This window comes from Sphingopyxis sp. PET50, assembly GCF_025244705.1.
Lineage (GTDB): Bacteria > Pseudomonadota > Alphaproteobacteria > Sphingomonadales > Sphingomonadaceae > Sphingopyxis.
Genome location: NZ_CP104207.1, coordinates 2,297,324 through 2,315,800, shown reverse-complemented (window position 1 = coordinate 2,315,800; position 18,477 = coordinate 2,297,324). Strand labels below are relative to the sequence as shown.

12 protein-coding genes and 4 pseudogenes are annotated in these 18,477 nt (G+C 66.4%); all 16 read left to right on the top strand.

Annotated features, from left to right (window positions below; genetic code table 11):
• The first annotated feature begins 15 nt into the window (after positions 1 to 15).
• Positions 16 to 952 (top strand): annotated as a pseudogene (locus N0A20_RS12190) (hemolysin family protein).
• 41 nt (positions 953 to 993) lie between these two features.
• Positions 994 to 2,148: pseudogene (locus N0A20_RS12185) on the top strand (glycosyltransferase family 4 protein).
• A gap of 4 nt (positions 2,149 to 2,152) precedes the next feature.
• Positions 2,153 to 3,473 (top strand): annotated as a pseudogene (locus N0A20_RS12180) (replication-associated recombination protein A).
• A 567-nt stretch (positions 3,474 to 4,040) separates the two neighbouring features.
• Positions 4,041 to 4,409, top strand: a complete 369-nt coding sequence (locus N0A20_RS12175; RefSeq protein WP_260580644.1) for a BlaI/MecI/CopY family transcriptional regulator — start codon at positions 4,041 to 4,043, stop codon at positions 4,407 to 4,409.
• Positions 4,406 to 6,127, top strand: coding sequence for a M56 family metallopeptidase (locus N0A20_RS12170; protein ID WP_260580643.1), 1,722 nt, complete (start codon positions 4,406 to 4,408; stop codon positions 6,125 to 6,127). Before N0A20_RS12175 ends, N0A20_RS12170 begins: the two co-directional genes overlap by 4 nt.
• A 332-nt stretch (positions 6,128 to 6,459) precedes the next feature.
• Positions 6,460 to 7,380 carry an MBL fold metallo-hydrolase gene (locus tag N0A20_RS12165; protein WP_260580642.1) on the top strand — a complete coding sequence of 307 codons (921 nt, stop codon included), beginning with the start codon at positions 6,460 to 6,462 and terminating at the stop codon, positions 7,378 to 7,380.
• Complete coding sequence (locus N0A20_RS12160; protein ID WP_260580641.1) at positions 7,377 to 7,985, top strand: DUF4230 domain-containing protein; 609 nt, start codon at positions 7,377 to 7,379, stop codon at positions 7,983 to 7,985. Before N0A20_RS12165 ends, N0A20_RS12160 begins: the two co-directional genes overlap by 4 nt.
• A gap of 380 nt (positions 7,986 to 8,365) precedes the next feature.
• Positions 8,366 to 9,073, top strand: coding sequence for a hypothetical protein (locus N0A20_RS12155; RefSeq protein WP_260580640.1), 708 nt, complete (start codon positions 8,366 to 8,368; stop codon positions 9,071 to 9,073).
• Positions 9,074 to 9,147: 74 nt separating this feature from the next.
• Positions 9,148 to 10,137 (top strand): quinolinate synthase NadA, encoded by a 990-nt coding sequence (nadA, locus tag N0A20_RS12150; RefSeq protein ID WP_260580639.1) that lies wholly within the window; start codon positions 9,148 to 9,150, stop codon positions 10,135 to 10,137.
• Positions 10,138 to 10,272: 135 nt separating this feature from the next.
• Positions 10,273 to 11,193 carry a DUF2853 family protein gene (locus N0A20_RS12145; protein ID WP_260580638.1) on the top strand — a complete coding sequence of 307 codons (921 nt, stop codon included), beginning with the start codon at positions 10,273 to 10,275 and terminating at the stop codon, positions 11,191 to 11,193.
• The gene (locus N0A20_RS12140; protein ID WP_260580637.1) at positions 11,105 to 11,380 is read left to right on the top strand and encodes an OmpA family protein; all 276 of its coding nucleotides are present in this window, start codon (positions 11,105 to 11,107) and stop codon (positions 11,378 to 11,380) included. Before N0A20_RS12145 ends, N0A20_RS12140 begins: the two co-directional genes overlap by 89 nt.
• Before the next feature lie 1,240 nt (positions 11,381 to 12,620).
• Positions 12,621 to 12,884, top strand: a complete 264-nt coding sequence (locus N0A20_RS12135; protein WP_260580636.1) for a GlsB/YeaQ/YmgE family stress response membrane protein — start codon at positions 12,621 to 12,623, stop codon at positions 12,882 to 12,884.
• 110 nt (positions 12,885 to 12,994) lie between these two features.
• Positions 12,995 to 13,271, top strand: a pseudogene (locus N0A20_RS12130) (GlsB/YeaQ/YmgE family stress response membrane protein).
• 277 nt (positions 13,272 to 13,548) lie between these two features.
• A complete protein-coding gene (locus N0A20_RS20180) occupies positions 13,549 to 13,794 on the top strand; it encodes a hypothetical protein (protein WP_312846535.1) in 246 nt (81 codons plus the stop codon).
• Complete coding sequence (locus N0A20_RS12125) at positions 13,791 to 14,765, top strand: efflux RND transporter periplasmic adaptor subunit (protein ID WP_312846534.1); 975 nt, start codon at positions 13,791 to 13,793, stop codon at positions 14,763 to 14,765. The genes N0A20_RS20180 and N0A20_RS12125 overlap by 4 nt, the downstream gene beginning before the upstream one ends.
• 44 nt (positions 14,766 to 14,809) lie before the next feature.
• On the top strand, positions 14,810 to 18,421 hold the full coding sequence (locus N0A20_RS12120; RefSeq protein ID WP_260580634.1) for an efflux RND transporter permease subunit: 3,612 nt from the start codon (positions 14,810 to 14,812) through the stop codon (positions 18,419 to 18,421).
• The last annotated feature ends 56 nt before the right edge of the window (positions 18,422 to 18,477 follow it).

Genomic DNA, 18,477 nt, shown 5'->3' with positions numbered 1-18,477 from the left:
GGAAAAGCCACACCTATGCCCGACGATCAGGGGTCTTCGAACCGATCGGAAGAGGACAGTAGAACCGGCCTGCTGGCTAAGCCTCAAGACATTGCTGTTCGGGGGCGACAAGGAACCCTCGCTGCGCGAGCAGATCGAAGAGGTCATCGACGAGGCCGAGGAGGAAGCCGAGGAGCGGCGCGGCAGCAGCGTCGTCGGCGACCTGTCCCCCATCGAGCGCAAGATGGTGCGCAACCTCCTCCACTTCGGCGAGCAGACGGTCGACGATGTCGCGGTACCGCGCGGCGAGATCATCGCCATTCCGGAAAGCGCCAGCTTCGACGAACTCGTCGCGGCCTTTGCCGAGGCGGGGCACAGCCGCCTGCCGGTCTATCGCGAAACGCTCGACGAGGTCGTCGGCATGATCCACGTCAAGGATGTGTTCGCGGTGCTTGCCGAAAAGCGCGACCCGCCGCCGCTCATCGACCTGATCCGCCAGCCGCTCTATGTCCCGCAATCGATGGACGCGCTCGACCTGCTCGCCGACATGCGCGCCAAGCGCACGCATCTGGCGATCGTGATCGACGAATATTCGGGAACCGAGGGCCTGGTGACCTTCGAGGATCTGGTCGAGGAGATCGTCGGCGAGGTCGAGGACGAGCATGACGACGAACCGGTCGAACTGTTCATCCCCGGCGCCGATGGCTGCTGGGAAGCCGATGCGCGCGCCGAACTCGACGATATCGGTGAAGCGATCGACCCGCGGCTCGCCGAGGTCGAGGAGGATGTCGACACGCTGGGCGGCCTGTCCGTGGTGCTCGCGGGGCACGTCCCGGAAGTCGGCGAAATCCTGCTCCATCCCAGCGGGTGGCGCATCGAGGTGACCGAGGCCGACGAGCGCCGCGTCCATCGCCTGCGCCTCCATCCGCCCGTCGTGGTGGAGCTGGAAGCGCCGTCGGAGACCGGCGACTAGCAACATTGCCTTTGGTGTCCGGGCGGTTTAGCGGGGGCCGGATGGACGTTTCCGATCTTCGCATCGCGCTGTTCAGCGGCAATTACAACATGACCGTCGATGGCGCCAACAAGGCGCTCAACCGGCTTGTCGGCTATCTGCTCAGCCAGGGCGCGGCGGTGCGCGTCTATTCGCCGACCGTTCCCAACCCCGATTTCGAGCCGACCGGCGACCTGGTCAGCGTGCCGTCGATAGCGATTCCGAACCGCCCGGAGTACCGCATCCCGCTGAGCTTCTCGAGCCGGGTGCGCGAGGACATCACCGCCTTCGCGCCGAACATCCTCCACATCTCCAGCCCTGACCGCGTGTCGCGCCAGGCGGCGGCCTGGGCGCGGCGGCGCAAGCTGCCTGTCGCCTGTTCGGTCCACACCCGCTTCGAGACCTATTTCCGCTATTACAACCTGTCCTTTGTCGAGCCGGTCATCGTCGCCTGGCTGCGCAAGCTGTACCGCAAGTGCGACGCGCTGATCGCGCCGTCCGAAAGCTTTGCGCAGGTGCTGCGCGAGCAAAGGATGAATTACGATATCGGCATCTGGACCCGGGAGTCGAGCGCGACATCTTCAATCCGGGCCGCCGCGACATGCGCTGGCGGCAGAGCTGGGGTATCGGCGACGATGTCCCCGTCGTCGCCTTCCTCGGCCGAGCTGGTGATGGAAAAGGGGCTCGACGTCTTCGCCGACGCGATCGACCAGCTCAAGCGCCGCCAGGTTCGCCATGAAGTCGTCGTGATCGGGGAGGGGCCGGCGGGGGACTGGTTCGAATCGCGCCTGCCCGATGCAAAGTTCGTCGGTTTTCAGGGCGGGGCGGACCTCGCGCGCGCACTGGCGTCCTGCGACATCTTCTTCAACCCCTCGGTCACCGAAACCTTCGGCAATGTGACGCTGGAGGCGATGGCCTGCGGACTGCCCGTCGTCGCGGCGCGCGCCACGGGCAGCGCCAGCATCGTCAAGCATGGCGTGACCGGCTATCTCGTCTCGCCGGGGCAGATCAGCGGTTTCGCCGACCATCTGCAGCACTATTGCCAGGACACCGAGCTGCGCGCGCGCCACGGCGCGGCGGCGCTCGCCGAGAGCAGCCATTATCAGTGGGATGCGATCAACCAGACCGTCGCCGACACCTATTTGCGGCTGATCCGGCAGAAACAGCGGAAGGGGTAGGGCGGTGGCCGATCTCTTCGGCGCCGACGAAGCCCCGGCGACGCCCGGCGGGCCGGCCGCGGGCGCCCCGCTCGCCGAGCGGCTGCGGCCCAAGAGCCTGTCTGACGTCGTCGGACAGGATCATCTGACCGGTCCCGAAGGCGCGATCGGGCGCATGGTCGCGGCGGGCCAATTGTCCTCGATCATCCTGTGGGGGCCGCCGGGCACCGGCAAGACGACGATCGCGCGGCTGCTTGCCGAAGCCGTGAACATGCGCTTCGCGCCGCTGTCTGCCGTCTTCTCCGGCGTCGCCGACCTCAAAAAGGCCTTCGCCGACGCCGAGAAGATGGCGGCGGCGGGCAAGCGCACCCTGCTGTTCGTGGACGAGATCCACCGCTTCAACCGCGCGCAGCAGGATGGTTTCCTTCCCTATGTCGAGCGCGGCACGGTGGTGCTCGTCGGCGCGACGACCGAGAATCCCAGCTTCGCGCTCAACGCGGCGCTTTTGAGCCGCGCGCAGGTGCTCGTGCTCCACCGGCTCGATCAGGCGGCGATGGCCACCTTGCTCGACCGCGCCGAGGCCGAGGTCGGCAAGCCGCTGCCGCTCACGCCGGAGGCACGCGAGGCGCTGACCGCCAGCGCCGACGGCGACGGGCGCTTCCTGCTCAACCAGGTCGAGACATTGGTCGCCGCAGGCATCGCCGACCCGCTCGATCCCGCGGCGCTCGCACAGCTCCTCCATCGCCGCATGCCGGTCTATGACAAGGACCGCGACGGCCACTACAATCTCATCTCGGCGCTGCACAAGGCGTTGCGCGGGTCGGACCCGCAGGCTGCGCTTTATTATATGGCGCGCATGCTCGTCGCGGGGGAGGAGCCGCTTTACGTGCTGCGCCGCCTCGTCCGCTTCGCGAGCGAGGATGTCGGCCTTGCCGATCCGCAGGCGCTGGTGCAGTGCCTTGCGGCGAAGGACGCATACCAGTTCCTCGGCTCGCCCGAGGGCGAGCTCGCGATCGTGCAGGCGTGCCTCTATCTCGCCACCGCGCCCAAATCGAACGCGGCCTATGCCGCGCAGAAAGCCGCCTTTGCCTCGGCGCGCGACACCGGGAGCCTCGCGCCGCCGGCTGAACATCCTCAACGCCCCGACGAAGCTGATGAAGGACCTCGGTTATGGCGCGGGCTATGAATATGAGCATGACGCGAAGGGCGGTTTTTCCGGGGCCGATTACTGGCCCGAGGGCATGGGAGCGCAGACCTATTACCGCCCTACCGACCGCGGCTTCGAAAAACGCATCGCCGAGCGCATCGCCTGGTGGGACGAGCAGCGCAAGGCGCTGGGACGATAGCGGCTTCGGGTGGATAGCAGTCATTCCCCTCCCTTTTAGGGAGGGGTTAGGGGTGGGTAGCGAGCGCAGCGAGCAAGAAGGAAGAGCGCCGCCTTCGGCGGCCACCCACCCCCAGCCCCTCCCTTGCAGGGAGGGGAGATCAACGTGGCGTTTCGCCAGAAACCTGGCGTAGCCGCGATATACGGAAAGGCGTCCGGGGGGCGGGGCCTGTCGGCCGCTCCGCCCCCCGTCTGCTTCGGGGGCAAGTGGGGATTTCCCGGGTGGGGGCAGGGGACATCAGGGACCAGACTGATGTCCCCCACCGCTCCTTTGAGCGGAACACTCGGGAACGTCCGATACCATACAAGGGCCGTGCCAGTTTCGGCCGATCGCGCTTTTCGGCGGATGGCGGTGGTTAGCGATTCCTTACCGGGCATGGGGGGTGTCAAAAATCCCGACAACTGATCCTCTCAATCGCAAGTCGATGGAGAGGATAGCCGGGCCGTTCCGCGTCATTCATCATCCGTTCAGCCGAATGACTACATCTGTAGTCGTGTTGCAGACGAGGCCGAAAGGAGGGGTTCCAGCATGGCGGAACGTCCGAGCGAATCCGAGATGCAGATATTGGCGGCGCTGTGGGAAGATTCCCCGCAGAGCGCGACCGATCTGGCCGACACCGTCGGGACCGGCAACGGCTGGACGCTGGCGACGGTCAAGACGCTCGTCGCGCGTCTGGTCCAGAAAGGCGCGGTGACCGCCGAAGCCGAGGGGCGGCGCTATCTCTATCGCCCCGCGATCGAACGCGCCGACGCGGTGGGCGAGGAATCGCAGCGCTTCGTCGATCGCCTGTTCGGCGGCCGCGTCAGCCCGCTGATCGCCCATCTCGCCGAGCGCGAGGCCTTGTCCGACACTGACATCGCCGAGATCGAGGCGTTGCTGCGGAGGCTGAAATCATGAGCGCCGACATGGTCTTCCAGGCCTGGGGCGACACGCTGGTCACGACCGCCGCGCTCGTCCTGATGATCCTGATGATCCGCAAGCCCTTTGCCCGCCACTTCGGGCCGGGATTGACTTACGCTTTATGGGCGGTGCCGGCGCTGCGGCTGATGCTGCCGCCTTTGCCCTTCGCCCAGCCGGAGGCGCCCGCGGTGGCGGCGACGGCGATCGAACCGGCCGCCGAGTTCGTCATGCTCGCGCCCGTTGACGCGGTCGCGGCGGCACCCGCCGCTTCCGCGGCGCCGATGCTGTCCGTCGCGGACCTGCTGCCTGTTCTCTTCGCCGTCTGGGCGGCGGGCATGGCGGCGGTGCTGGTCGCGGCGATGCTCGCGCACCGGCGCTTTCGCCGCGAGGTGCTGGACGGCGCGGTCGCGCTCGAGCCGATCGGGTCGATCCGCCTCGTGATGACCGGCGCGGTCGACGGCCCCGTCGCCTTCGGTCTGTGGCGGCGCTATGTCGCGGTGCCGCGGGATTTCTTCGCACGCTACCTTGCCGAGGAACGCGCGCTGGCGATCGACCATGAGCTGGCGCACCACCGCCATGGCGATCTGTGGGCGAACGCCGCGGCGCTGCTGTTGCTCGCGGTGCAATGGTTCAACCCCTTCGCCTGGCGCGCGATCCGCGCCTTTCGTTTCGACCAGGAGGCCGCGTGCGACGCGCGCGTGCTGACCATGGCGGGCGACGCGCCGCGCAATGTGCGCACCGCGCGCTACGCGACCGCGATCGCCAAGGCGGCGGTCGGATCGCGGCTGTCGCTCGCGGCGCCGATGGCGGTCCATGACAATCTGCAGGAGAGACTGACGATGCTGACGCAGCAGGATATTTCGAAGAAGCGCGGACTGGCCGGGCGGCTGCTCGTCGGCGGCGCGACGCTGGCGGTCCTCGCGACCACCGCGACGCTGGTCCCCGCCGGCATCGCCAGCGCCAGCGCGCAGAGCGATATGTCCGCGCCGCCCGCTCCCCCGACGCCGCCCGAGGCGCCCGACGCGCCGCTGCCGCCCGACGCGCCCGAGGCCGTCACCGGCGCGCACCGCGTGATGATCTTCACCAGCGAAGAGGATGGCGAGGGCGCGGCGGATGCCGCCGACGGCAAGAAGACGCGCGAAGTGCATCGCATCGTGATCCGCAACGGCGAGGTCAGGGACGGCGAGGGCAATGTCACGGTCTTCGCCCCCGGTGACGCCAAGGCGAAGCGGTTCGAACTGCGCATGCCGGGCAGCCTGTCGCGCGACGACATCCTCTCGACGCTGAAGGAACAGGGCATCACCGGAGCGCAGGCCGACGCGATCGCCGACAAGCTGGAGGCCAAGCGCAAGCAGCAGTTCGCGCTCGCACCCATGCCGCCGATGCCGCCGCTTCCCCCGGTCCCGCCGCTGGGCCCCGGCGCCTGGCAGTCGTTCGACGGCAAGAATTTTTCGGCGATAAACTGCGGGCAGGGGCAAAAGCCGATGCCGCTGCTCAATCGCGACGACAAGGACGGCAAGAAGCACAGCCGTGTGGTGATGATCCGCTGCACCGGCGGCGGCTTCGACAAGGCGGGGCAGCTGTCGGCGCTCAGAAAGGCGCGTGCGCAGTTCGCCGAGGGCGAGGCAGGCAAGCGCATGTCCGACGAGATTCGCGCCAAGGTCGCCACCGACCTCGACAAGGCGATCGCCGACCTCGAAAAATCGGACGATTGAGCGTTTCGGTTCTTTGACGCGGGCGCCTTCTCCCCGGTGGGCGTTCGCGGCAGGGGCGGGGAAAGGGAGCGGGCGACCGCTCCCTTTTTCGTTGGGGCGACGGCGGGTTTGGGGTGGCTTAAGACATTCCCCTCCCTTTTAGGGAGGGGTTAGGGGTGGGTAGCGAGCGCGGCGAGCAAGAAGGAAGAGCGCCGCCTTCGGCGGCCACCCACCCCCGGCCCCTCCCTTGCAGGGAGGGGAGATCAACGTCCGCACCGCCCGATACCGGCCGCTACGCCCACTTTTCTCGATCCCCCCTTTTTCTCCGCCGCCCGCGATGCCACATTATGGACATGAGCGACGAAAAGCCCTGGCCCGACAGCATCCGCGCCAGCGATTGCGAGCAGCATGAGCCGCTCGTGCGCCGCGTGCTCGCGCCCAACCCCTCGCCCTATACCTTCACCGGGACCCAGACCTGGATCGTCGGCGCGGGGGCCGACGTCGCGGTGATCGACCCCGGCCCGACCGGTTCGGGACTGAGCATCGGCGACCCGCCCGACGCCAATGGGCAGGGCCATGTCGATGCGATCCTCCGCGCCGTCGCGGGCCAGCGCGTCGCCGCGATCCTGTGCACCCACACGCACCGCGACCACAGCCCCGCCGCCAAGCCGCTGAAGGACGCGACCGGTGCCCCGATCATCGGCTGCGCGCCGCTGGTCATCCGCGACAGCGGCCCGCGCGCCGATTCGGCCTTCGATCCCGACTATGCTCCCGACCGGGTGCTGACCGACGGCGAGCGCCTGTCGGGCGACGGCTGGACGATCGAGGCGGTCGCGACCCCCGGCCATACCTCGAACCATCTCTGCTTCGCGCTGCTCGAAAGCGGGGCGCTGTTCACCGGCGACCATGTCATGGCCTGGTCGACCAGCGTCGTCAGCCCGCCCGACGGCGACATGGCGGCCTATATGGCGAGCCTTCAGAAGCTCTACGCCCGCGACGACCGCGTCTATTATCCCGCGCACGGCCCCGCGGTGACCAAGCCCAGGCAACTGGTGCGGGGGATGCTCGGCCATCGCAAGCAGCGCGAGCGGCAGATTTTGAAGGAACTCGAACGCGGCACGAACGTCATCCCCGACATGGTGTCGCATATGTACAAGGGGCTCGACCCGCGGCTGACGGGCGCCGCGGGGCGCTCGGTGCTCGCGCATCTGCTCGATCTCGAACAGCGCGGCCGCGTCGCGCGCGAGGCCGATGCGTGGCGGCTCGTCGCATGAGCCGGTCGCTCTTTCACATCCTGTTCCTTCTGGTCCTCGGCGTCGCCGTCTTTCTCGGCTGGCGCGCGTGGCACGACTGGCAGCGCGGCTATGATCCCGAAACGGTCGTCGCGGCGAGCCTGCAAGGGCTTCAGGAACAGAATGTGCTGGTGCCTTTCACCGCGCGCTATGTCGCGGTCGTCACATCGACGCAGAGCCGGCTGGGGCTGGAGGCGAAGAAGACGCTGATCATGCCGGGGACGGTGCGCTACGAGCTCGACCTTGCGAAGCTGAAGCCGTCGGACCTCGACTGGGATGCGGCGAGCAATTCGCTGACCGTGACTCTTCCCCCGCTGCGGCTCGCGGGGCCGGAGATCGACATAGATGCGATCAGCGAGTTTCGCGACGGAGTGATCCTGCTGACGCTGACCGACGCCGAAAGGATCCTCGACGCGGCGAACCGCAAGGCGGCGCAGGAGGAGCTGATCAGGCAGGCGAAGGGCGCGACCCCGATGCGCCTCGCGCGGACCGCCGCGCGCAATGCCGTCGAACAGAGCTTCGCCATGCCACTGAAGGCCGCGGGAATCGACGCAAAGGTGACCGCGCGCTTTGCGGATGCGCAATAGGTTTCGGGCGGGTGCATCGGTTGCGGATGCGGCCGGGGATGATGTTTTGGGGGTCGTTAGCGGACCTTCGATCCTCCCCACTTGTGGGGAGGCGGACCACCCGAAGGGCGGTAGAGGGGAGTGGCGTCCTGAAGCCACGGCGCGTAGGGACGCCATCCCCCTCCGTCAGCGCTTCGCGCTGCCACCTCCCCACGAGTGGGGAGGAGCTTTTTTCGTCACCTCCCGGCCGCAAGCCGTCCTGCCGCGATCCGGTTTAATCGCCAGATTCCAGGCCGCCCCCCTTCACGGAAGGCACCCGCCCCTTACAGGCCGGTTCCGGGCTTTTCCCCCATAGGCGGCTGCGCTATTCTGCAGTCCGGGCAAGGGCAGGGGAATCGCACATGGCGACAAGTGCAGATGGCGCGGTGCGCGTCGAATTGTTCTGGCACCGGATGGCGATTGGCCTTGCGGTCTTCATCGTCTTCGGATTTCTGCAATTCGCGCTCAGGGGGTTCGTCGACCCCGTGACCGCGCCCTTCTGGGTGCATCTGCACGGGGTGGCGATGCTCTCCTGGCTCGCGCTGCTGATCGCGCAGCCGACTTTGGTGTCCCGCGACAATCTGGCGCTGCACCGCCGACTCGGCTGGGTCGGCGCGGGGCTGGCTACGATCATCGTCGCGCTGGGTATCTTCACCGGCATCGCGTCGCTGGCGCTGCACCGGTTTCCGCCCTTCTTCACGCCGCCCTATTTCCTGGCGCTGACGGTCATCGAATCGCTGATGTTCGGCCTGGTCGTCGCCTGGGCGATCCGGCGCCGCCGCCATACCGACTGGCACCGGCGGCTGATGATCGGGGCGACGATCGTCATCCTGGAGCTCGGCGCTCGGCCGCCTGCTGCCGATGCCGTTGATGATCGGCTGGTCGGACATTCCGGTGGGCCTCATCCAGTTGCTCGTGGTGGGCATCGTCGCGCTCCACGACCGGCGCACGCTCGGCCGCATCCATCCGGCGACCAAGGCGATCGCGGCGCTTGTCGTTGCGACGCGCCTCACCATCTATCTGCTGTCGATGACGCCCCCCGTCATCGCGCTCGCACAGCGGCTTGCTGACTGACGCCGCGAATTGCCCTGCCGCGGAGCAGAGTGTAGGGGGGCGTCAAGGCAAAGCCATATAAGGAAAAGCCATGACTGCTCCCATCCGCGAGAATCTCTCGGGCCTCGACTTGCGCGCCGAAATCGACCGCCTCCGCAAGGAACGCAATGCGGTTATCCTCGCGCATTATTACCAGAAGCCCGAGATTCAGGATCTCGCCGATTTCGTCGGTGACAGCCTCGAACTGTCGCGCAAGGCGGCGGAGACCGACGCCGACGTGATCGCCTTTTGCGGCGTCAAGTTTATGGCCGAGACCGCGAAGATATTGAGCCCCGAAAAGATCGTCGTCCTGCCCGACATGGATGCGGGATGCAGCCTCGAGGACAGCTGCCCGCCCGAGCAGTTCGCGCGTTTCCGCGCGGCGCATCCCGATCATATCGCGCTGACCTATATCAACTGCTCGGCGGCGGTGAAGGCGCTTTCCGATATCATCGTCACCTCGTCGAGCGCCGAGACGATCATCAGCCAGATTCCCGAGGACCAGCCGATCATCTTCGGCCCCGACCGCCACCTCGGCGGCTATCTCAACCGCAAGTTCGGGCGCGAGATGCTGCTGTGGCCCGGCGTGTGCATCGTCCACGAGGCGTTCAGCGAAACCGAACTGCTCAAGCTCAAGGCGCAGCACCCCGGCGCGCCGGTCGCCGCGCACCCCGAATGCCCGCCGCACATCGTCGATCATGCCGATTATGTCGGCTCGACCAGCGGCATATTGCAGTTCGCCAAGAGCTTTCCGGGCGATACGCTGATCGTCGCGACGGAGCCGCACATCATCCACCAGATGGAGCTGGCGCTGCCCGAGAAGAATTTCATCGGGGCGCCGGGGGCCGACGGCAACTGCAATTGCAACATCTGCCCCTATATGGCGCTCAACACGATGGAAAAGCTGTACGTCGCGCTCCGCGACCTCCAGCCGCGGATCGAGATGGACGAGGAGCTTCGCCTCGCCGCGCGCAAGAGTCTCGACCGGATGCTCGAAATGGCGTCGGGGACGGTAGGCAAGGGCGATCTCGGACGCGCCTGACCGCCGGCGTCGCGGACGCGCGCTTCAGGTTTTACACCGGCCAAAAAAATCATAGGTTCAACGGGCTGGGCGCGAGTCCCGCCGTCGGCGGGTGCCTTTCCGGGACTCTTCTCGCGCCGCAGGAGGAGTTGGGTCATGGCAGAAGACTGGCTGGCGGACGTCCGCAAATATGTCGCCGACGCCGATGAGGCAGTGGTCGGCGCGATCGTCAAATATCTGGGTATCGCGTTGCGGAACCGCGATTCGTCGCTCGTGTCCTTTTCGGACAAAAAGGAGACCGACCGGGTTCGCGAGAATTTCCTGAAGAAGAAGCTGGGGCTGACCCACGACGACGCGACGCTCGACGCGGCGATCGCCGGGGTCGGCGAGCGCATGAAGGAAGATCGCACCAAGAACCGGGTCACCGTCTATTATCTGCTCGCCGAGCATTTCGGCCTGCTCAACATCTTCGGCGGCATCGCCGGGGCGGTGGGCGCGGCGGGCGCAGCCGCCGCGGCGGCGCTGGGCGGCGATGGCGGCGATGGCGAGGACACTCCGCTCGCGGCGGCGGCTCTCGGCGGCGCGGCGGCCACAGGGGCCGCGGCCGCGGCAGCTCCGACGCCGGCGCCCGACCCCGCGCCCGTCCCTCCCGCGCCGCCGCCCGAACCGACGATCGCGCCGCAGGCGGCCTATACGGCGCCCGACGAGGGCGGCGGCGGTGGCCGGAGCTGGCTGCCGTGGCTGCTGCTGGCGCTGCTGCTGCTCGCGCTGCTCTTTTTCGGCCTGCGCTATTGTTCGAAGCAGGATGCACCGGTCGCGGCGGCGGGCGACGGGACGGTGGTCAGCGGAACCGCCACCACCCCGGCCGGCGACGCAGCCCCGCCGCCCGCCGCCGCGGCGCCGATCCCCGAAGGGTCGGGTGTCGTCGCGGCCGAGCGCGAAGGCCGAGCCGATGCTGACGGTCTATTTCGACACCGGAAAGTCGGAGGTGTCGAACGACCTGACGACCGCCGCCGCGGCGGTGAAGGCCTATCTCGACGCCAATCCGGGCGCGACGCTGGCGGTGTCGGGATATAATGACCCGACGGGCAATGCGGCGCTGAACGCCGAGCTGTCGAAGCAGCGCGCGCAGGGCGTGAAGGCGGCGCTCGAACGCATCGGCATCGCGCCAGACCGGGTCGCGCTGGAAAAGCCGGCCGAGACGACGATCGCCAACGTCGATGCCGCCGCGGCGCGGCGGGTCGAGGTGACCGTCCGCAACTGACCGGCGCAAATCGCGCATCGAGGAAGCGGGACCCTCGGGTCCCGCTTCTTTTTTATCGCAAGTCGTCGTGTCGGTGGGGCGTGCCGTTGCCGAGTCGCGACTCGATTGGCGCATGTCTGCCGCCGGAGGATTTGATTTTCCGAATCCGAAAATGCTGCACTCTTGTTACAAAAATGCTGCACCGAATCCGCGAATTGCTAATACCGGACTTATCCACAGTCGGCGGCGCAATCGGGGGCGTTTTGCTGCAATTTTTGTTGGCGCCGCCGCCGACTCATGTCAGCTTCCAATCATCGGACGACGGAGACGACGGACCGCCGGGACATGAAGGGTAGTTGCAAGACTAGCCGGAAGAGAACGGGCCGGAACGGCGAGGAAGTGGACCGGTAACTTGATCACGGAACGCCGCGATTCCCACGAGTTGAGGCGGACCCGATCAGGACAGGAAATGCAGTCCATCGCTTGGGCAGCGACTGTTTCGGCAGACGCATGAAGAGATGATGAAGGGCTTTCCAGGTGCGGCCAGCCCCCGAAAGGGGGCCGACCAAACCATCGCCGGATAGCTCCGGACCGCGCCGCAAGCGTCGTTTTGCGGGCCGCCGATCGCAAGAGAAGCGGACCGGGATGAGGCGAGCGGGCAGCGACCGGAAGGATACCGGATAGTGGGGGTTGGCAGCGATGCCTACCCCCATTTCGCGTGCGCGCAAAACAGGCGCCATGGAGATAGCCTGCCGAGATTTCGACTGCTGGCGGGATGATGCCTTTCGAGGGCGACTAGGTTCTTTGCAAACACGCCGACTCGAACAGCCGGCATCGGGCGGGAGCGGACGTTGATCTCCCCTCCCTGCAAGGGAGGGGCTGGGGGTGGGTGGCCGCCGAAGGCGGCGCTCTTCCTTCTGGCTCGCTGCGCTCGCTACCCACCCCTAACCCCCTCCCTAAAAGGGAGGGGAATGACTGCAATCCACCCCAAAGCCGACATCGCGCCGCCTCCCAAAATTTCTTCCCCTGTGATCGCTGTCACATCGCCGTCGCACCGCGCTGCTTATGCCCGTTTTGCGACCCGGAGAAGTTCCCCGATCGGAACTGATCCCACTTTCCCGGCCGCGCTCCCACGAGCCGACCGGGAACCTTTTGCTCCCTGATCGCATTGTGATCACGCAAGCCAGAACAAGGTTCGGACGCAATGGCGCGTCGGCGAAGCCGCCCGGTCTGCGCGGCCCGGCAACAAAGGGAGTTGGTCATGGGAATCATCATCACGCTGATCGTCGGCGGAATCATCGGCTGGCTGGCCAGCATCGTCATGCGTACCGACGCGCAGCAGGGCATTATCCTGAACGTCGTCGTCGGCATATTGGGCGCCTTTCTCGGCAATTTCCTCGGCGGCTTTTTCGGCATGGGCGCCAGCCTGAGCACCTTCAGCCCGATCGGGCTGCTCTGGGCCTTCATCGGCGCTGTCGTGCTGCTGGCCCTGATCAATCTGGTGCGCCGCGGCAGCGTTCGCTGACCGGCGCGGTTTTTCCGCGCCCTGTCAATTCGCTAGGCGAAGCGGTAGAAACGGGTTAGCATGTCTCGCCCGCAGCGCCGGGCGCCATAATGATCGTAGGGGGTCAACATATGCTTACGTGGATTATCGCAATCGTCATGGGCGGCATCATCGGCTGGCTCGCCAGCATCGTGATGCGCACCGATGCCCAACAGGGTATTTTCCTGAACATCGTCGTCGGCTGCATCGGCTCGATCCTCGGCCGCTTCCTGTTCGGCCGAGCTGCTGCATGGCGGAAGCCTGCGCGATGGCGACTATTTCGATCCGATGACCTTGCTGACCGCATTCCTCGGTGCGGTCGTCCTGCTCGGCATCGTCAATCTGGTGCGGCGCGGCCGCGTTCGCTGATCCGCAGTCCATAGCCGGTCCGGTCCGGGCCGGGCGCGAAAGGGGCGGTTGGCGTGAGCCAGCCGCCCCTTTTCCATAACCCGCTGGATATCGCGGAGAAGACCTCCTATGGCGCGCCGCTCCGGTGCGGCAGGCGCGGTCGCGTTTCCCCCTTGTCAGGGGTGATTTAATTGGATAACACACCACAGGATAAACAAACGGGTTCCGGCGCGCGAATGGGGGCGGGGGCCAAGCCGTCCAGACCGGTTCCGGCCGGGGCGGTGCAGAGGATCTTGGCGTGAACTACGAGCGGAAAGTGGAATCGATGGACAGCCTGGCGGGGTCGCACAGCTATTTCGACGAAGAGGCGAGCAACCGCCGCAAGCGGACGGTGCTGATCGTCGCGATCGTGCTGATCGTCGTGGCCCTGGCCGTGGCCTATGCGGCCTTTTCGGCGGGCAAGGACGGCGCGGCGGCCACCGCAGCTTCGGCAAGGGCCCCGACGGGCAGCCGGCGCAGAGCATTCCGAACGTCACCGTCGTGATTCCGGGCAAACAGTCGGTCGAGGCCCAGATTTCCGCAAACGGCACGATCGCCGCGCGGCGCGAGATGCCGGTGGGTATCGCCGGCGAAGGCGGGCAGGTGGTGCGCGTGCTGGTCGAGCCCGGCCAGTGGGTCGGCGCGGGGCAGACGCTCGCGGTGATCGACCGCTCGGTCCAGACCCAGCAGGCGGCGGCGCTCGCCGCCTCGATCCGCGTGTCGCAGGCCGATGCCGACCTGGCGCAGGCCGAACTCGAACGCGCGCAGGCGCTGGTCGGCCGCGGCTTCATCTCGAAGGCCGACATGGACCGCAAGCGCGCGACGCGCGACGCCGCCAATGCGCGCGTCCGTGTGGCACAGGCGCAATATGCCGAGGCGCAGGCGCGCAACGGCCGTTTGAACATTGTCGCCCCCGCGGCAGGCCTTGTGCTGACGCGCCAGATCGAGCCCGGCCAGATCGTGAGTTCGGGCAGCGGTGTGCTGTTCCGCATGGCGAAGGGCGGCGAGATGGAAATGATGGCCCAGCTGGCCGAGGCCGATTTGCAGCGCGTCGCCGTGGGCACCCGCGCGACGGTGACGCCGGTCGGCACCAGCCTGAACATCGCCTACCAGGTCTGGCAGGTGTCGCCAGTGATCAATCCCGACACGCGCCAGGGCATGGTGCGGATCGCGGTGCCCTATAGCACGTCGCTGCGTCCCGGCGGTTTCGCCGACGCCCGGCTCGTCGCGGGATCGGCGGAAGCGCCGCTGCTGCCCGAAAGCGCGGTGCAGAGCGGCCCCGAGGGCAGTTTCGTCCTGATCGTCGGCAAGAACAACGAGGTCGAACGCCGCGTGGTCAAGGTCGGTTCGGTGTCCGATGCGGGCGTCGCGATCGCATCGGGGCTGACCGGCAACGAGCGCGTCGTCGTGCTGGTCAGCGCCTTCCTGAATCCCGGCGACAAGGTAAAGCCGGTGCTTCAGAAGACCTCGAACTGATCCCGTCGATGATTGCCGGACGTGCGCACAAAGGCGTTTGAACCATGAGTTTTCGCAATATCTCCGCCTGGTGCATCCGGAATCCGGTGCCGCCGATCGTGCTGTTCGTGCTGTTGCTGCTGGCGGGCATCGTCAGCTTCAACCGGATGGACGTCAACGACAATCCCGACGTCGAATTCCCGGCGGTGCAGGTTCTGGTGATGCAGCCGGGTGCCGCGCCGACCGAGCTCGAAACGCAGGTCACCCAGCGCGTCGAGGCCGCGATCCGCGCGGTCAGCGGCGTCGAGGACATGTCCTCCTATGTCGGCGAGGGCAGCAGCAGCACGATGGTCCAGTTCGCGATCGGCACGCCGATCGACCGCGCCTACAACGACGTCAATCAGGCGGTGCAGCAGATCCGCAGCGACCTGCCCGACGGTATCCTCGAACCGCAGGTCGTGCGCGTCGATTTCTCGGGCGGACCGATCACCTATTTCGCGGTCGAGGCGACCGACATGACGCTGGAACAGCTGTCGTGGTTCGTCGACAACACCGTCGCCAAGGATCTGCTGTCGATCCCCGGCATGGCGCGCGTGCGCCGGTCGGGCGGGGTCGACCGCGAAATTCGCGTCATCCTCGATCCCGCGCGCATGCAAAGCTATGGCGTCACCGCGAGCCAGATCAATCAGCAGTTGCGCCAGGTCAACGTCAACGCCGCGGGCGGCCGCACCGAAATCGCCGGGTCCGAGCAGGCGGTGCGCGTGCTTGGCAATGCGGGGTCCGCAAACCAGCTCGGTGACTATCAGATTTCGCTCGGCAACGGCCGTACCATCCGCCTTTCCGACGTCGCGACCGTGACCGACGGCTATGCCGAACAGCGCAACCTCGCCAAGATCAGGGGGCGGCAGGTGCTGTCCTTCTCGATCGAAAAGGCGAAGGGCTCCTCCGACGTCACCGTCCATGACGAGGCGATGAAGAAGCTCGCCGAGATCAAGAAGAACAACCCCAAGGTCGATTTCAAGATCCTCTTCACGCGCACCGAATATACGAAGGAACAGTATCGCAGCTCGATGGCGGCGATGATCGAGGGCGCGATCCTGGCGGTCGTCGTCGTCTTCCTGTTCCTGCGCGACTGGCGCGCGACGCTGATTTCGGCGCTCGCGATCCCGCTGTCGGCGATCCCGACCTTCTGGTTCATGGACATGATGGGCTTTTCGCTGAACGGCCTGTCGCTGCTCGCGCTCAGCCTCGTCGCGGGCGTGCTCGTCGACGATGCGATCGTGGAGATCGAGAATATCGTCCGGCATATGCGCATGGGCAAGACCGCCTATCGGGCGTCGATCGACGCCGCCGACGAGATCGGGCTGGCGGTCGTGGCGACGACGATGTCGATCGTCGCGGTGTTCCTGCCCGTCGCGCTGATGCCCGGCGTGTCGGGGCAGTTCTTCATTCAGTTCGGCATGACCGTCGTCTTCGCGGTGCTCGTCAGCCTCGCCGTCGCGCGCATGATCACGCCGATGATCGCCGCCTATTTCCTGTCGGCGCAGGGCGAACAGGCGCATGCCGAGGGGCCGTGGGTCGACCGCTATGAAGGCGTGCTGCGCTGGACGCTCGACGACAGCAAGCACAAGGCCAAGCGTGCTGGGTTCGAGCCGAGGGCGACGCGGCTTGCCTATCTGGTCGTGCCACTGATCCTGACGGGGCTGTTGGTGGCGTTCGGCATCTATGCCTATTTCAACCTGATCCCGCTTGATTATCGGCCGAACCCGGCGCTTTATTTCCTGCTCCTGACCCCATTGGCGGCGATCATCATCTTCGCACTGTCGAGCCTGGTGATGATATTCTTCGGGGCGTTTGTGGTGTGGATCAACCGCACTCCATTCAGAGCGGTCATGAAGGCCTATATGTGGGCCGCCATCATAGTGGGCGTGCTGGCTGCAATCCGTTGGCTGAGCGGCGGAATGCTGATGCCGATCCAGACGGTGGTCGTGGCATGGGCTGTCCAAATCGTGGCCCTGATGGCGCTCGGAGCGCTTGCCTGGCTTCTTGGGCGTTTCTGCGGGATGCACAACTGGGGCTTCACGCTGTGGACGCAATATATGGCCCAGCGCGCCTATGCGCGCCTGTTCGACCATCGCGTGTGGATCGTCGGCATCGGCGTCGGGGCGTTCGTCTGGAGCATCATCCTGTTCATGACGCTGCCCAGCCAGTTCCAGCCGACGATCAACAGCGATTACAGCCAGATCACCTATGAACTGCCGCCGGGGTCGACGCTGGCGCAGAGCGAGGTCATCTCCAGCCAGATCAATGCGATCCTTGTCGCCGACAAGAATGTCGAAAACGCTTTCTATGACGTCAATGTCGGCGGCGGCGGCGTGTACATCACGCTCAAGAAGGACCGCGAGACGAGCAGCGTCGATTGGGAACGGACCCTGCAGCCCAAGATGGCCGCCATTCCCGATGCGCGCGTGACGTTCCAGAGCCAGTCGGGCGGCTTTTCCGGCCGCGACATCAGCTTCATCATCGGCGGCGACGACCCGGTCGCGCTCGAGAAGCACGCGATGAAGATCGTCAAGGAGATGAGCGCGCTGAAGGAGGTTCGCGGCGTGCGGATCGAGGGCGATATTCCGCGGCCCGAGATCATCATCAATCCGCGCATGGACCTGGCCGCCGACCTCGGCGTCACGACCGCAGCGCTCAGCCAGACGATCCGCATCGCGACCCTGGGCGACATCGACCAGAATGCGGCGAAATTCTCGCTGTCCGACCGCCAGATTCCGATCCGCGTCCTGCTGTCCGAAGATTCGCGCCGCAGCCTCGCGACACTGGAGAATCTGCCGGTTCCGACGACGCGCGGCACGACCGTGCCGCTGAAATCGGTCGCGGAGATCAGCTTCGGCGCCGGGCCGACCGAACTTCGCCGCTACAACCAGACCCGCCGCATCGTGATCGGCGCCGATCTGGTGAAGGGGCTGGTGACCAGCGACGCACAGACCAAGATCGACGCGCTGCCCGCGGTCAAGAATATGCCGCAGGGCATTCGCAAGATCGTGCAGGGCCAGCAGAAATTCATGGAGGAACTGGCAACCAACTTCGTGATCGCGGTCGTCGCGGGTCTTGCGCTCGTCTTCTCGACGCTCGTCCTGCTCTACCGCCGTTTCCTGTCGCCGCTGGTCAACATGTCGTCGCTGCTGCTCGCGCCGCTCGGCGGTTTGCTCGGCCTGTGGATCACCGGCATGGAAATCTCGATGCCCGTCTATATCGGCATCCTGATGCTGCTCGGCATCGTCGCGAAGAATTCGATCCTGCTGGTCGATTTCGCGATCGAGGAGATGGACCATGGCGTCGCCAAGGGCGCCGCGCTGATCGACGCCGGACGCAAGCGCGCGCAGCCGATCGTCATGACGACGATCGCGATGGTCGCGGGCATGGTGCCGACGGCGATCTCGCTGTCGGGCGACGGCGCGTGGCGCGCGCCGATGGGCGTGGTGGTGATCGGCGGGCTGATCCTGTCGACGCTGCTCACATTGCTCATCGTGCCGGCAGGTTTCAGCCTGGCCGACAGCATCGAAAAACGCCTCGGCCGCTTCTTCTCGCGCAACCTGCTGACCTACAAGCCGGGCGATAATGCGAAGCCGCGCCCCGGCGCCGATCCGGAACTGCAGCCCGCGGAGTAGGAACGCACGGCCAAGGCGCGGCGGCGGTTGCAACCTTTGCCACGCTTCGCCATTGA